14 protein-coding genes are annotated in these 15513 nt (G+C 63.8%); 6 read left to right on the top strand and 8 right to left on the bottom strand.

What is annotated here, in order from left to right; all coding sequences use genetic code 11:
- The first annotated feature begins 41 nt into the window (after nt 1–41).
- Entirely contained in the window at nt 42–251 is a 210-nt protein-coding gene (locus BCCGELA001_RS10210; RefSeq protein ID WP_008556562.1) for a hypothetical protein, read from the top strand.
- Between the two features lie 141 nt (nt 252–392).
- On the top strand, nt 393–1697 hold the full coding sequence (locus tag BCCGELA001_RS10205; RefSeq protein ID WP_008556560.1) for a PQQ-dependent sugar dehydrogenase: 1305 nt from the start codon (nt 393–395) through the stop codon (nt 1695–1697).
- Nucleotides 1698–1700: 3 nt separating this feature from the next.
- Here BCCGELA001_RS10205 and BCCGELA001_RS10200 read toward each other — a convergent pair whose 3' ends face one another.
- Both BCCGELA001_RS10200 and BCCGELA001_RS10195 read right to left on the bottom strand, forming a co-directional pair.
- Nucleotides 1701–2528: an aspartate dehydrogenase gene (locus BCCGELA001_RS10200; protein ID WP_008556559.1), complete on the bottom strand. Its 828-nt coding sequence runs from the start codon at nt 2526–2528 to the stop codon at nt 1701–1703.
- 35 nt (nt 2529–2563) lie between these two features.
- Nucleotides 2564–3481, bottom strand: a complete 918-nt coding sequence (locus BCCGELA001_RS10195; protein ID WP_060735211.1) for a LysR substrate-binding domain-containing protein — start codon at nt 3479–3481, stop codon at nt 2564–2566.
- A gap of 218 nt (nt 3482–3699) precedes the next feature.
- On the opposite strand from BCCGELA001_RS10195, the gene BCCGELA001_RS10190 reads away from it, so the two are divergent.
- Nucleotides 3700–4773 (top strand): tartrate dehydrogenase, encoded by a 1074-nt coding sequence (locus BCCGELA001_RS10190; RefSeq protein ID WP_060735210.1) that lies wholly within the window; start codon nt 3700–3702, stop codon nt 4771–4773.
- Between the two features lie 16 nt (nt 4774–4789).
- Here the strand turns inward: BCCGELA001_RS10190 and BCCGELA001_RS10185 are convergent, their stop codons facing one another.
- Both BCCGELA001_RS10185 and BCCGELA001_RS10180 read right to left on the bottom strand, forming a co-directional pair.
- Nucleotides 4790–5707 (bottom strand): tetratricopeptide repeat protein, encoded by a 918-nt coding sequence (locus BCCGELA001_RS10185; RefSeq protein WP_236840840.1) that lies wholly within the window; start codon nt 5705–5707, stop codon nt 4790–4792.
- A 17-nt stretch (nt 5708–5724) separates the two neighbouring features.
- On the bottom strand, nt 5725–6213 hold the full coding sequence (locus BCCGELA001_RS10180) for a FecR family protein (RefSeq protein ID WP_008556541.1): 489 nt from the start codon (nt 6211–6213) through the stop codon (nt 5725–5727).
- 602 nt (nt 6214–6815) lie between these two features.
- On the opposite strand from BCCGELA001_RS10180, the gene BCCGELA001_RS10175 reads away from it, so the two are divergent.
- A complete protein-coding gene (locus BCCGELA001_RS10175) occupies nt 6816–9869 on the top strand; it encodes a VCBS domain-containing protein (RefSeq protein ID WP_008556540.1) in 3054 nt (1017 codons plus the stop codon).
- 110 nt (nt 9870–9979) lie between these two features.
- On the opposite strand, the gene BCCGELA001_RS10170 is transcribed toward BCCGELA001_RS10175, so the two are convergent.
- The 4 genes from BCCGELA001_RS10170 to BCCGELA001_RS10155 form a co-directional block, all read right to left on the bottom strand.
- Nucleotides 9980–10921: a LysM peptidoglycan-binding domain-containing protein gene (locus BCCGELA001_RS10170; RefSeq protein WP_008556538.1), complete on the bottom strand. Its 942-nt coding sequence runs from the start codon at nt 10919–10921 to the stop codon at nt 9980–9982.
- A gap of 139 nt (nt 10922–11060) precedes the next feature.
- A complete protein-coding gene (locus BCCGELA001_RS10165; RefSeq protein WP_060735208.1) occupies nt 11061–11384 on the bottom strand; it encodes a hypothetical protein in 324 nt (107 codons plus the stop codon).
- Between the two features lie 98 nt (nt 11385–11482).
- The gene (locus BCCGELA001_RS10160; protein WP_063921141.1) at nt 11483–12346 is read right to left on the bottom strand and encodes a DUF3313 domain-containing protein; all 864 of its coding nucleotides are present in this window, start codon (nt 12344–12346) and stop codon (nt 11483–11485) included.
- 147 nt (nt 12347–12493) lie between these two features.
- Nucleotides 12494–12973, bottom strand: coding sequence for a MarR family winged helix-turn-helix transcriptional regulator (locus BCCGELA001_RS10155; RefSeq protein ID WP_008556530.1), 480 nt, complete (start codon nt 12971–12973; stop codon nt 12494–12496).
- 112 nt (nt 12974–13085) lie between these two features.
- On the opposite strand from BCCGELA001_RS10155, the gene BCCGELA001_RS10150 reads away from it, so the two are divergent.
- Both BCCGELA001_RS10150 and BCCGELA001_RS10145 read left to right on the top strand, forming a co-directional pair.
- On the top strand, nt 13086–14294 hold the full coding sequence (locus BCCGELA001_RS10150) for an ABC transporter substrate-binding protein (protein ID WP_060735206.1): 1209 nt from the start codon (nt 13086–13088) through the stop codon (nt 14292–14294).
- A gap of 16 nt (nt 14295–14310) precedes the next feature.
- Entirely contained in the window at nt 14311–15489 is a 1179-nt protein-coding gene (locus BCCGELA001_RS10145) for a cytochrome P450 (RefSeq protein ID WP_060735205.1), read from the top strand.
- Nucleotides 15490–15513 lie beyond the last annotated feature (24 nt).

Here is a 15513-nt window from a genome sequence, read left to right as displayed (position 1 = left end):
TAGCCCCTCGACACCTGCTATTCGCCGCAGAGCAACGAGCCATGTCGGACGCCTACGATTATTTCCGCGAGCACGCGATTGCCGCCGTCCGCAAGGCGCGGGCGTTGCCGCCCGGACGGCCGAAGCAGAAGCAACGCACGGTGGCGCGGGTCTACCACCTCCTGTCGAAGGAGGCCGCGCTGAGACCGAACATCCATCACCTCGATGATTTCCGTGCGGCACGGCGGCTCGAGCGGCAGATCGGCCGTTGATCCCCGGCAGAGCCCGTCCGCGTCCGTCCCATGCAAAATCAGTCGGCTGCCATTCCACGGGAATAGACCCTCGTGTCGCACCGCACCGGTTGACGTCCGCCCCTTCTGCCAGTTGGATGCGCGCGCACACAGGGGCTTGTCATGAATTTTTCCAGCATCTTCGCGCAGTTCGTTGCGCTCCTCGGCGGCATCGCGCTGCAATGGCGCAAGCTGTCGGGCACCGTGCCGGTACCGGCCTGGGGGCAAGCGCCAGCGATCCCCGAAGCCAAGCCGCAAGGCGCGATCCCGACCTTGAAGATGCCGACCGCGCGCGGCTGGCGTGAGGGCCACAAGCCGACGGTGGCGCCCGGGCTCAAGGTCAATGCGTTCGCAACCGGCCTCGACCATCCGCGCTGGATCGAGGTGCTGCCCAATGGCGACGTACTGATCGCGGAAGCGACGCAGATCGCAAGCCCTCCGCGCACCGTATTTCACTACGCGATGCAGGCGACGATGCGGCGCGCTGCCGCGCTCGGCGTGTCCGCCAACCGGATCACGCTGCTGCGCGACAGGGACGGCGACGGCGTTGCCGAGGTTCGCGGCGCCTTCATGGAGAACCTCAGCCAGCCGTTCGGAATGGCGCTGGTCGGCGACACCTTCTATGTCGGCAACACCGATGGCGTCATGGCGTTTCCCTATGTCGCCGGCGCGGATCGCATCACCGCGCCCGGCAAGCGGCTCACGACGTTCAAGCCGGGCGGGCACTGGACACGCAGCCTGCTCGCCAGCCCCGACGGCAAGAAGCTCTATGCCGGCGTCGGCTCGCTCAGCAACATCGCCGAGATGGGCATGGAGGTCGAGCAAGGTCGCGCCGCGGTCTACGAGCTCGACCTCGTCGCCGGCACGCATCGCATTTTCGGCGCCGGCCTGCGCAATCCCGTGGGGCTCGCATGGGAGCCGAATACGAACGTGCTCTGGACCGTCGTCAACGAGCGCGACGGTCTCGGCGACGAGACGCCGCCGGATTATCTCACCTCCGTGCGCGACGGCGGCTTCTATGGCTGGCCCTATTGCTACTGGGGCAAGACGGTGGACGACCGCGTGCCGCAGGATCCGGCGATGGTCGCCAAGGCGCTGCAACCGGACTACGCGCTCGGCGGCCACACGGCCTCGCTCGGCCTGTGCTGGATGCCTGCGGGCACCCTGCCCGGCTTCGGAGACGGCATGGTGATCGGCCAGCACGGCTCGTGGAATCGCAGCACGCTGTCCGGTTACAAGCTGGTGTTCATTCCGTTCGAGAATGGCAAGCCGTCCGGCCCCGGTCGCGACATCCTGTCGGGCTTCCTGTCGCCGGACGAGAAGGAATCCTACGGCCGCCCGGTCGGCGTCGTGGTCGGCCCCGACAAGACATCGCTGCTGATGGCCGACGACGTCGGCAACGTGATCTGGCGCGTCACGGGCGCGTAAGCTTCACGTCCCCACACACAGCGTGGCGCGCTGCTTGCGCAGCAGCGCTATGACCGAGAGCGCAGTGATCAGACCGGTCTTGGGATTCTCGGACGGGATGTTTTCGATCCCCATCGAGAAGCGAGCGGAATCCGCCTCGACCTCGATGCGGTGAACGTTGCGCGTCACGGTCGGGTCGGCCCAAACCTGGATCAGGGTACGATCGGGGCCGATGCCCGCCAGCGACAGCGCAACGGCGACATTGACGTTCGCCGGAAAGCCCTTTGCGGCCTCGCGTGCGCTCCCCTCGAACAATTTGAGCGGCTCACGCAGATTGTCGATGTCGATGTTGTTCTCGACGATGAACGGCGCGCCCTTCAAGCCGTCGATCGGCTTGCGCGTCACCATCTTCACGGAATGAATGGTGCCGATTGCGGCGGCATTGACGGCATCGAGTCCGATCAGCGCGCCGGTCGGCACGACGATGCGGCCGCCCTTGGCGCGGGCGAGATCGACGAGGTCGAAATTGTCGAGCAGACCGCCGACGCTGACGACGACCGCGGACTTGCCGCGCCGCACCGCCGGCTCGACGATCGCACGCAACTGGCTGCTCGGTGCGCATTCGACCACGATGTCCGCGGCCTCGCCGAGTTGGTCGATCGGCAGCACCTGCGGCGGACGGCGAAGGCCGCTCAGGAAGGTTTGATGCTTGGCGGGGTCGCGCACGGCGACGGCCGAGAGGATCAGCCCCTCAATGCCCTGATCGAGCGCGGCCGCGATCTTGGTGCCGATCGAGCCCAAGCCCGCAATGGCGACCCGCAATCGGTTCGAAGCTTTCTGATCCCTCGTCATCGGCCACCCTCTGTCCAAGTCAATGTCATAGCCCCTCAGGCCTCGCGCGCATAGCTGCGCAGGCGCGCTGCGAGCACCGCCAACATGGCGTCCCGGGCCGGATCGCGCGAGCCGCGCAGCCAAGCGGCGGCGAGCGGCAGGCGGCCGGCGGGACCGCTCTCTTTCGACCTGAGCGGCACGAAGCGAACGCCCGACACCGCCATTCGCGCGGTCCAGCGTGGCACGATCGCGACCCCGAGCTTGGTTGCGACCAAATTGATGATGGTCTGCTTCTCGTCGGCGACCTGGACGATGCGCGGCGTCAAGCCGGACCGCTCGAACAACTTGACCGTGAGGTCGTGGCTGTGCGGCCGCGAGCGCCGGTCGGGCACCAGCATCGCTTCGCCGGCGATATCGGCCAGCGTGATCGATCTTCGCTTGGCCAACGCATGCCGCTGCGGGAGCGCTACGACGGCGGTCTCCTGGAGCAGATCGCGGAATTCGAGCCGCTTGTCGGCGCGGTCAGGCGGTCGGACGAAGGCGAGATCGAGTGCGCCGCTCAGGATTTTCGGCAGCAGCCGGACGGTCTTGTCTTCGAGGAGCTGCACCGCGATGTCAGGATGCCCAGCGCGGAAGTCGCGCAAGAGCGGCGGCAGCAATCCCGCGGCCGCGCTGTCGATGGCGCCGATCCGCAGCCGCCGCGCGGCCCCCGCACGCGAGCGGTTGCGCAGATTGTTCCGGGCCGCCTCGACCTTGGCGAGGATGGCGCGGGCATCGCGCAACAGCGTCGTGCCATCCTCGGTGAGCGACACCGCGCGCGTGGTCCGCGCGAACAGCCGCGTTCCCAGGTCCTCCTCCAGCAGCCTGATTTGCCGGCCGAGCGCGGAGGGCAGCATTTGAAGCTGCTGCGCCGCGCGCCCGAAATGCAGCTGCTCGGCCGCCGCCACGAAGCATCGCAACTGATGCAATTCCATCTGCCGCCCCTCATCGTCGTGCCCGGGCTTGTCCCGGGCATCCACGTTCTTTGCGCCGCTGAGAAGGCGTGGATGGCCGGGTCAAGCCCGGCCATGACGTCGTGGCGGCCTTACGAGGATTATATCATTTTTTTGTATAAACCAGCGCCGCTTGAGTATGCCCTGCATTCCCATTTAGATTTGCCAATAGACCGGCGTTGTCTCAAACGGAGCATTCCATGCGCACCCATTCCATCGCTGCCATTCCCGCCGACGGCATCGGCCCCGAGGTGATCTCGGCCGGCGTGCGCGTGCTGGAGGCGCTGGCAAAGCGCAGCGGCGATCTCGCCTTCAACGTCAAGACGTTCGACTGGGGTTCGGACTATTACAAGAAGCACGACGTGATGATGCCGGCCGACGGTCTCGGCGAGCTGAAGAAATTCGACGCGATCTATTTCGGCGCGGTCGGCGCCCCCGACGTGCCAGATCACATCACGCTATGGGGCTTGCGGTTGCCGATCTGCCAGGGCTTCGACCAATACGCCAATGTGCGGCCGACAAAGATCCTGCCGGGCGTGGCCTCGCCGCTGCGCAATGTCGGCGTCGGCGATCTCGACTGGGTGATCGTGCGCGAGAATTCCGAAGGCGAATATGCCGGCATGGGCGGCCGCGCCCACAAGGGCCTGCCGGAGGAGGTCGGCACGGAAGTCGCGGTCTTCACTCGCGTCGGCGTGACAAGGATCATGCGCTATGCGTTCCAGCTCGCGCAATCACGCCCGCGCAAGCTGCTGACCGTCGTGACCAAGTCGAACGCGCAGCGCCACGGCATGGTGATGTGGGACGAGATCGCAGCCGAGGTCGCCGGCGAATTCCCCGACGTCAGCTGGGACAAAATGCTGGTCGACGCCATGACGGTGCGCATGACGCTGCATCCGAAGAGCCTCGACACCATCGTAGCAACCAATCTGCACGCCGACATCCTCTCCGACCTCGCCGGCGCGCTGGCGGGCAGCCTCGGTGTGGCGCCGACCGGCAACATCGACCCACAACGCCGCTTCCCCTCGATGTTCGAGCCGATCCACGGCTCGGCCTTCGACATCACCGGCAAGGGCATCGCCAACCCGATCGCAACCTTCTGGACCGGTGTTCAGATGCTCGAACATCTCGGCGAGAACGACGCGGCGTCACGGCTGATGGCCGCCGTCGAGCGCGTCTGCGCCGCCGGCGTGCTGACACCCGACGTCGGCGGCAAGGCGACGACGAAGGAGGTCACCGATGCGGTGATCGATGCCATCCACGGGTCGAACGTTTAGCAAACCAGCCCTGACGTCACCGCACGCCATAGCGCACGAATGCGTCGCCGATCCTGAGCTCGATGAGCTTTGCCGCCGAGACGTCACGGTTGCCCGCTTTATCGCCCTGGCCGAGCTTGGCTAGCCCCCGTCCATAGAGCGCGGTGGCCAGATTTGGTGTCAGGCGCAAGGCGGAGTTGTAGTCGTCGATGGCCGCAGCAAATTGACCCATCTTCAGATGGATCAGCGCACGTGAATCATATGTCGCGGCATCGTGCGCGCCCAACTGAATCGCGCTGTCGCAGTCCTCAAGACCCGCCTGGAGGTCGCCGACGACCGCTCGGGCCCAGCACCGGCCACTTCTCGCCAACCTCGAATTTGGATCGAGGCGGATAGCCTCGTTGAAGTCCAGCAGGGCCCGATCATACTGGTCCAGTTTCAGGTGGGCGCCCGCGCGATTGGCGAAGGCGCTGCCATAACCCGGGTCGAGCCGAATTGCCCCACCGAAATCCTTGATCGCCTCGTCATATGCTCCCATCCTCAAATGGGCCACGCCGCGATTGTTCAGCGGCTTGACGTAGTCTGACGCAATTTCGATCGCGCGACCGAAATCGCTGATGGCACGATCGTATTCCGCTGTCGCGGTATAAGCGTTGCCGCGGTTGTTGTAGGCCAAGGCCAGCGCCGACGGCTTGGCATCACCGGAATTGATCAGCGCTGTGCAGCCGACGATCCGGGCCTGGGCCGGGATGCGGTCCCGGCCGTTGCACTGTTCAATCGTCTTGAGACGCGAACTTTGCTGCAGTTGTTGCGCGACCGCCGACGAGCAGAGCCACAGCAAGGCGGTAACGAGTGCGACGCTGCCGATGATGGCCGCCCTCATGGTCATCTCCGTGTCGATCTCCCTATAGAACACCGCTTCGATGCTCACACGTCGCGAAGGGAGGAAAGACATGCTTTCCTCAAGATGGCTCAGCATCCTCTGCAGATGTTCAATCTTGGAGCACTCTCCTGTTCCTGCTGACGCGCCGGGGCACTTGCGCGCTTCTTGACCATTTTGGCCTTGCCTTCTTCGATGAGAGTCGAAAACTTGACCGAGCCGTCATCCGCGATTTCAATATGCGGCGTCGTACCCCGGATCCCCAGCGTTGCAAGGGGCGTATCAACTTTCATATCGCCGCTCTTCGCGACTTGACCGGCTACAAATGTCGCCGTTCCTCTAGCCAGACCAAAAAACGCCGCGTTGGATTTGCCGGCCGGCTCATACACATACTCGTCCAAGGTCATACGCGCATTGCTCGACAGATTGAACGACGAACCGTCGCTGAAATTGATACTGATCCGGCTGTCCGCTTCCGTCCGCACCACGTCTCGGAGATACACGACATCTCCGACCTTGGCTTGAGCAGCTTTATCGGGAAGAGCGACCTGCACGAGCACCGCACCTGCGTGCTCGATCATGACCGTACCCGTAACGGCTACGACCTTCCCGATCGGGCTTGGCGCAACATCCCCAAGGCTGGGCTTCACGGGATTTATTTGAGCCTGCGCGGGCGCAGCAAGAACACTCGCGGACGCACAAACAAAACCAGCTACCAAAGCAGCGATCGTATGTCTGCACATGATCCGCTCCTTCCGAGAAGATCTTGTTCGCGTAATCGGTCGATCAGGACTCCATGAGGCCCAGCCAAGCCCGCAAGGCGTGCATCGCGAGCTTCTCCGGCGTGGATCGGTCCCGAGGAGCAGCTCTCCAGAGGGAGACTGCTTTTGCCTCATCCTAACTGCGAGCCCTTTGCCTCGCCAGCAAAATAAGCTACATTTCATGCATCCCAAGCGTCTACTTAGTGAGAAGCGAATTGCGGTCCGGTCGAGACGCCGCGTCTCGCGTGAACCTGTCACCGCCGTGGTAATACCCATAGAGATCAGAATTTTTATCGGTCGTCTTCGGCGTGCAGGCCTGGAATTGCCAGTGCCAAAACCTGCTTTAGTGGCGCAGGCAAATCCGACAAGAAGACTGCGACATCGCGCTGAGCCCGAAGAATTCGGGATGCGAGGCCATTTCTATGTTAGTTGCGTTCGGCGTTGGGCCTTCGGACGGGGTTCTCACGACTTCACCGCTTGAGATCATCGGCATAGTCGAGACCGCCTTCGGTGAAGTGACCCTTACCCGCGATGGCGGCGCGGCGATTAACGTCAGAGTTGGCGACCTTGTCTGCCGTCATGACGTAATCGAGACCGCCACCTTTTCCCGGGTCGGAATTCGTCTTCTCGACGACAGCCTGTTCAACGTCTTCAGCCAAGCCCGCATCGAGCTGCGCGAAGTCGCGTCCGCGTCCGATTCCGGTTCGCGTTCGACCGCCGTCGCAGTCACCAGCGGCAGCTTCGCATTCGCCGCCGGCCGACTGGCAAACAGCGGCGTCCTTACGATCGACACTCCGCTCGGAAGCATTCATGGCCACTTCCCCTCAAAAGGGTTCGGCATCCTGACTATTGCGGCGTTGACCTTTTCAATGATTGCGGAGGCACGAGCCGCGGACCCCGACGCCACCCTCGTGGATGACGATACGATCACATACAAGGACCTTCAGCACGGTGTGTTCGAGCTCGTCACCAAGGAGTCGATACCGCGACACATCATCGTCGATGATCCGGGCGAGACCATCGTCCTGAAAAGGATGGGCTCGTCGATCAGCGTGAGTCAGGTGACAAACAGCGCGGCTCGCATGGAAGAGCTGCAGGCCGCTCAACAGGACGTAGTTGCCAACTTCACGCGAGAGTCGATGGGCTCCAGCACGCCACCGTTCAGCAATTCGCCTGGGCTTCAGCACATCAACTTCACGTCAGACATCACGCCGACTGAGCCGGCGAACCAGCTTCCACCACTACTTCCGATCGAATTCCCCTTGATCGTGATGCCGCAGCCGACGCTGAGGTTGCCGGCCGCACCCATCAAAATTGACACGGTCGCCTTCGACGAGTTCACTGCGTCAAGCGGTACCTTCGGCGCCAGCAGCCCGTTCAATGCCGCGCTGACCTATGGTCTTGGTGGAGGGACGGTCGGGAGCACGGTCCTGAACGGACTTACATACGATGTTTCACAGACCGGTCCTTATGGCACCCTCTATCTCAACAGCGCGTCCGGCGCCTACACGTTCGTTCCGAACAATGCCGCCATCAATGCCCTGACGTCGCCGACGACCGCGAGCTTCGTCGTCACGGTCTCGGGCGGCGGGCTCTCGGCGCGTGAGTCCTTCAACATATCCATCATTGGCGTCAACGACACTGCCGTCATCTCAGGCGATGTCAGCGGCGCGGTGACGGAGGCGGGCGGCGGCGTCAATGCGGCGGCGAGCACGCCAACCATAACCGGCACGCTCACGAGCACGGACGTCGACCACCCACCCAACATCTTCACGGCGGTCAGTTCGCCGACCAAAAGCACCGGCGGCTACGGGCATTTCACGATGACATCCGCCGGCGTGTGGACCTACACGCTCGACAACGGCAACAGCAAAGTGCAGGCTTTGAATGTCGGCGACACCCTGACCGACACTCTGACCGTGACCAGCATCGACGGCACGCCCCAGCTCGTGACAATCACGATCCAGGGCACCAATGACGCCGCCGTCATCTCCGGCACCACCGCCGGTTTAGTCGTCGAGGCGAGCTGCGCTTCGCCCGGAACGCCGATCGCGACAGGAACCCTTGTCGCCACGGACGTCGATGATCCAGTCAGCCCTTTCGCGGCGGTCATCTGTCCAACGGCCAGCTTGCAGGGCTATGGCTACTTCACGATCACCTCGGCGGGCGCGTGGACCTATACGCTCGACAACAACAACTGCACCGTGCAGGCACTCAATATCTGCGACACGCGGACCGATCAGTTCACCGTGACGACCGTCGACGGTACGCAGCAGGTCGTGACAATTACAATCAAAGGCATGAACGATGCCGCCATCATTTCGGGAACCAAGACGGGCTCGGTGCTCGAGAGCGGCTGCTCCTACGGCAAGCCGATAGCGGCCGGCACGCTCGCTGCTACCGACGTCGACAATCCCGCCAATACCTTCACAGCGGTCACCGCGCCCGCCGCAAGCGCCGGCGGCTACGGCACTTTCACGATGACCGCGGCGGGACTGTGGACCTATACGCTCGACAACAACAATCGCGTCGTGGACGCACTCGACGTTTGCGATACCCTCACCGACCACTTCACGGTGACGACCATCGATGGCACCGCGCAAGATGTGACGATCGCCATCCGCGGCGCTAGCGACGCCGACTCCAAGGAGGCCGACTATTTGGCAACGGGAGCCACCGTCGTATCCGATCCTCCGTTTGTTGACGGTCCGGCCGGAGGCGAGAGCATTGCCGGCGGTAGCACCGTTCTCCAAACCGCCTACGTGCGCGCCGGCGACGACACCCTCAACGGCACCGACATGAACAAAACCGTCTTCGGCGGATCTGGCAACGGTACGATCGAGGGCAACAACGGGGATAACATCATCTACGTCGGCTCCGGGCCAGACAATTCGGGCGAGACGGCGGCGCAATCCACCCTCTCCGAACCGCCTTCCGTCTGGCGATCGATGGACAACTTCAGATTTGTCTTCGAACAAACCACGACCAGCGACAGCCTCCATCGAGGCGGAGTTGGCGCGGGGAGTATGGCGAAGGAAAGCAAGGCCGCGGAAACTCATGGCGGTGCCGACACCGACAATGCGCCGGATGCTGTCCCGCAGAAGGAAGTCGGGAATGGAGGCGAAGCTCAGCCGAATCCCCTTGGAGCCAGCGAACCCGATCATGCGCGGTCTGAGGAGCCCTGCAGGCCTCATTCTCAACAGCACTCTGCGGTCGACGGCACACCCGGCTCACACGGATACTCAACGGCCGATCCGCACGGGCAGGACGATTGCTTCCACTTTCTGAATTCTGCGATCGAGAGATCCGTCATCAATTTCTCGAATGATCTCCTCGAACCGCGCAATCATCACGAACGCGCGGCAACGGCCGCCGAGGGCGCCGCGGCAGCCGCCGACGTTTTGCAGCTGAACCATGATGCTCCGTCTGCAGACGGTTCGGCCGGGCACCATCCGCTGCACGATCTCTTTGTGTGACTTGGTCTGCTGAAGATGCATGCCATGAACGTATTGCGGAATACTGGCATGAGTCTCGCCCGCAAGCGGAGAGAGAACGTACCGCCTTGGTCCAATCAGACCAACGTCGCCTACTTCTTCCCTGCCGAAGGAGGTGGCGGCGTCGCCATCGCGGCGGCCGGCTCGGGCGGGGTCAGATGGCGCGGGACGATGATGGTCTGGCCCGGGGTGAGCTGGGCGTTCTCCGGCAATGAATTGCTCTGTGCGAGCGTCCACAGCGGCACGCGGTTGGCTGCGGCGATGCTCTCCATGGTGTCGCCGCGGCGCACCGGCACGCGCACGCCGCTATCCCACAACTCGACCAGCGTGTCGGCGGGCACGAGATAACGCAGCGGCACGGCATCGGCCTGGGTCTGCGGCGGAATGCGCGGCAGCTGCGTCACCATCTGCACGATCTGGCGATGGATGTCGTCCGACTTCTCGATGTTGATGTGGGTGACGCGCGCGTTTTCCTTGAGGTCGTAGCTCGCATAATGGCCGCGATAGCCGGGCACGGCGACGACGTCGCCGCCCCCGAGCACACTGTCGGACAGGAAGATGTTGATGAAGCGCTCGACATTGAGCGGCACGTCGCCGGTCGCATGCGCGGGATCGATGGCGATGACGAGGCTGATCGGGATATTCTCCTTGGCCGCCATCTCCGAGATGATGATCGAGCACAGCCCGCCCATGGAGTGCCCCATCAGCACGATCGGCGCCGCCTTCTCCTTGTAGCTGGCAATGGCGCGACTGCCGATGAACCGGCACAGGGTGAATTCATAGACGTCGGCCGAGAAGCCGGCCTGCGTCAGCTTCTCGCCGAGCCGGTCCATGCCAGTCGAGAAGAACGGGCCCATGGCGCCGCGGAACAGGTAGACCTTCGGCGGCGGCAACGGCTCGAACGGTGGAGGCGGCGGCGCGGCGGGGACGGCCGCGGGGGTCTTGGACTTCGGCGGGGAAGCACCGGCCATGCCGCTGCTCAGGGCGAGCAGCGCAACCACTGCCAGCGCGATGGCTCGCCTCACATCAATCATCGTCCAGCAGTCCCACCACGAAGGCAACGGCCTTTTCCAATCGGCTTGGTGAACACCGATTGGGTGGAATTTGGGGCACGGAACTTCATGTCGCTCCTCGGCAGAGCCACTGATACCGGCCGCCACCGGATCGCCGCAATCAGTTGACCGGAACCCATGGCTCGGCTTCGCAGGCTTCGGAAATGACCGAGCTCTGGATTCCCTTATAGGCGTCATCATCAAAGAAGACCGAATAGGTGGGCCGTCTGCCTGCGGAGGGGCCGCTCTGCCGCAGGCAGGCAAAATAGGATCCCGGCCCGTGGTCGGCCTGACGGATGGCGGTCGTCTCGAGCCCGCCGGTCAGCTTGACTTCGGTCGCGCCCTTCTTGACGCCGTCCTTCACCGCCTGGGGGCTGGGCGGACGCGGAGGATGATAGGCAGGCGGGACATTCGTGCTCGACGCACACCCCGCCAGCAGCAGCATCAGGACCGCGGTCGAGGCAGCCAGCGATCTGCGGCGGCCGAGAGCGGACCTTCGGTCGACGCGTGTTGGCGTCGGACACGGCGAGGAATTCACCCGGCTCATTGCGTGAGCATCTGCCCTGAGTTCGCCTCAGGCGCCGGCGGCGGGCCCGGACTGTTGGCCGGATTCTCGTGGGCACCAGAATCGGTCCATGCGGGCGGGAGGCCGAGCCCTTGCCCCGCGAGGCCAGTGAGGCCTGGAAACCGCCCGAACGCTTCGCAGGCGACATATTTGGGCGCACCGCCGAGCCGCACGGGAATGCTTTCCATCGGAGGCAGCGCCGGGAGGCCGCCGAACGGCGAGTCTCCGGTCACGACCAGCTTGGCGAAATCAGCACTGAACTCGGCGGCGAGATCGTAGGCATCGCCTTCGTTGGCGACGCGCGCAGAGCTGCCGATGGAATTGGCGCTGCGTGCCCAGACCATGGCCGCCTTCTGAAATCCGGCGAAATCGCGCGCCTCCGCCTCGACCGACAGACTGCCGAGCCCGACCGGAAGCCGCGGCACCGGCACGGGCACGCCGGGAAGCGCGACCGTCTTGGCGACCGACAGTGCTTTCGATGCGCCCGAAGCCGTCGCGCTGGTCGGTTTGGCATGCGTCACCGTCGCCTGCACCGTGAGGTCCGCGTCGTCATCGGAGGCGACGATGCGGAAGCGCTCGCTCAAGCGGAGACACAGCTCGCGGCTGATGGCATTTGCGACCAGACGCCGCTCTTTCTCGTTCAGGGCAACATCGGCGCGCGCGGGAAAGACGGTCGATGCGACGCGGATCGTCTTCGCCGCCAGCACGTCCTTCTTGTTCACGCGGATTTGTGATCGCGTGACCAGTCCGTTGGCGTCGGACATCCTATCGTAGCTTCGGAGCGAGCCGCCTCGTTCGAGCGGCGCGCTCGCGCAGCCCCCGACCGCAAACGTGACGCACATCAGCGCTGCCCACTTCATGTGCAGGACCCCGCTCACGCCGGCGCGACTCGTCATCAAGATTACCTCAGCCGCCACCTGGCGTCCCTGCCATCCCCATCATAAATAGATGAAACCCTCTAATTTTGATTTTCTCGTGACGAAACTTTGCTAGAGCGGCAGCATCCGGTTGAGCAATTCGAGCAGCGTGCGCTGCTCGGCTTCGGTGAGCGGGGCCAGCATCTTCCGGTTATAGGGCTCCGTCAGCCCTGCCCCGTCGGCAATGAGCTTTGCACCCTTTGGCGTCAGCATCAGCTCGACGGCGCGGCGATCGGATTTCGATCGGCTGCGCTTGATGAAGCCGGACGATTCGAGCTCGTTCAGGATCTTGATCAGGTTCGGCAGGCGCAGGCGGAGCAGGCTGGCAAGGCTGCTGGGGAGGACGCCCGGATTGTCGCGAATGACGACGAGGATCGCATAGGTCGCGGGCGTCAGGCCGAGCGTGGCGAACTCCTCGTAAAAACCTTCGAAGAACTTCAGCTGCGCGAGCCGCAGCATGAACCCGGGCGTGCGCTGGAGCGCGTCCAGGTCCAGCGACGTCGCAGTTGGCTGAGCGGCCTTCGCTCCGGGTCTTAACGCTTTCGGGCTCATGATCCTCGATCCGCGGCGGCGGCCAAAAATGGCCGAATTGACACTCTCAAAAATAGCTATAAAATATAACTATTATAGAGCGGCACAAAGACCGCCCATCGGAGGAGACACAATGAACAGGAAATTCCTGCATAATTTATGCATGCTGGCCGCGATGCTGACGGCCGCACCGGCCTTCGCCCAGGATGTCGTGAAGATCGGCATCCTGAACGACCAGTCGGGCCCGTTCGCGAGCTATCAGGGCGTCGGCTCGGTCGTCGCCGCCAAGATGGCGGTCGAGGATTATGGCGGAAAGGCCGGCGGCAAGCCGGTCGAGGTCGTCGCGGCCGATCACCAGAACAAGACCGACATCGGAATCGGCATTGCCCGCCGCTGGTACGAGAACGACGGCGTCGACGCGATCTTCGACATCCCGAACTCGTCGATCGCGCTTGCGGTGGCCGGCATGAGCGCCGAGAAGAACAAGGCCTTCATCGGATCAGGTGCCGGCACGGTGCTCCTCACCGGCGAGAAATGCACGCCGAACACCGTGCACTGGACCTACGACACCTATGCCTACGGCCGCGGCCTCGGTAAGGCGATCGTGCAGCAGGGCGGCAAGAAATGGTTCTTCATCACCGCCGACTATGCGTTCGGCCATGATCTGGAGAAGCAGGCCGCGGAAGCTGTGAAAGCGTCGGGCGGCGAGGTGCTCGGCAGCGTGCGACATCCGCTGGGAACGGCCGATTACGCCTCGTTCCTGTTGCAGGCCCAGGCGTCGGGGGCGAACGTCATCGGCTTTGCCAATGCCGGCGACGATACCATCACCTCGATGAAGCAGGCGGCCGAGTTCGGCCTGACCAGGGACCGCAAGCTGGTCGGATTGATCCTCGGCATGAACGGCCTGCCCGCACTCGGCCTGAAATTCGCGCAAGGCGCGCAGATCATGAATCCCTTCTACTGGGATCTGAACGACGGCACGCGTGCTTTCGCCAAGCGCTTCGCCGAACGCATCCCGTCAAAGGCCTATCCGAACGACATGCAGGCCGGCGTCTATGCTTCGGTCATTCACTATCTCAAGGCCGTCGACAAGGCTGGCAGCGCCAAGGACGGCAAGGCCGTGGTCGCCGCGATGAAGGAGATGCCGACCGACGATCCGCTGTTCGGCAAGGGCTATATCCGCAAGGACGGACGCAAGATCCATCCGCTCCTTCTCCTGCAGGTCAAGGCGCCCGAGGAATCGACCTCCAGCTGGGATTTGCTGAAGGTCGTCGCCACCATCAAGGGCGAGGACGCCTTCCGATCCGAAAGCGACGGTCAGTGCCCCCTCGCGAAGCAATAGCTGTTGGGAGCTGACCATGAGCGGCATTGCGTCCAGTCCGGTCGATCCGTTCGCGCCCGACTTCCTGATGGATCCTTATCCCGCCTATGAGGCGTTGCGCGCAATCGGGCCCGTCTTCGCATTGGAGCGTTACGGCGTATGGGCCATGGCCGGCTATGCCGAGGTCGAGCCGGCCCTGAAGGACTGGAAGACGTTCATCAGTGGCGAGGGCGTCGGGCTCAACGGCATGAACCCGGCGCTGCCGAAGCCGCTGACGCTCCAGATCGATCCACCCGACCACGACAAGGGCCGGCGTGTGCTCGGCCGCACGCTGTCGCCGGGCGTCGCAAGGAAGCTGCGCGAGACGTTTCAGAAGGAGGCGGAGAAGAAGGTCTCGGAGCTGATCGACAAAGGCACGTTCGATGCTGTGGTCGATCTCGCCGAAGCCTATCCCATGAAGGTGTTTCCGGATGCCATCGGTATCCGGCCCGATGGCCGCGAGAAGCTGCTGGCCTGGAGCACGTTCGTGTTCAACAGCTTCGGGCCGGAGAACGAGATACTCACGGCGTCACGGCAGGAAGGTCTCGCCGCGCAGAGCTGGATCATGGAATGTTGTGGGCGGGATGCGCTGCGACCCGACAGCCTCGGCATGATGATCTATCAGGCCGCCGACGAGGGCGAGATCACCGAGCATGAGGCGACGCATCTGGTGCGGCCGTTCCTCACCGCAGGGGTCGACACCACCGTCAACGGCATCGGCAACACCCTGCTCGCGCTCGCCATGCATCCCCACGAATATCGCAAGCTGCATCACAGGCCGGAGCTGGCGCGCAACGCCTTCGAGGAAAGCCTGCGCTACGATTCACCGGTGCAGACGTTCTTTCGCACCACCTCGCGCGACGTCGAGATCGGCGGCGGCATGATCCCGGCGCATCGCAAGGTGCTGCTGTTCATGGCCGCCGCCAACCGCGATCCGGCGCGCTGGGACAAGCCCGACTGTTTCGATGTGGAGCGCGCTGCGACCGGGCATGTCGGCTTCGGCGCAGGCATCCACGCCTGCGTCGGTCAGATGATCGCGCGCCTCGAAGGCGAGTTGATCTTCGGCGAGCTCGCAAGGCGCGTGAAGACCATCGAGCTCACGGCGGAGCCGAAGCGCAGGCTCAACAATTCCCTGCGCGGGCTCGAGAGCATGCCGGTCCGGGTGACGGCGGCCTGACGGCATCGCACCTGGTGGCGGTCG

The sequence above is a fragment of the Bradyrhizobium sp. CCGE-LA001 genome, assembly GCF_000296215.2.
GTDB lineage: Bacteria > Pseudomonadota > Alphaproteobacteria > Rhizobiales > Xanthobacteraceae > Bradyrhizobium.
This window is presented reverse-complemented; position numbering and strand designations above follow the sequence as displayed.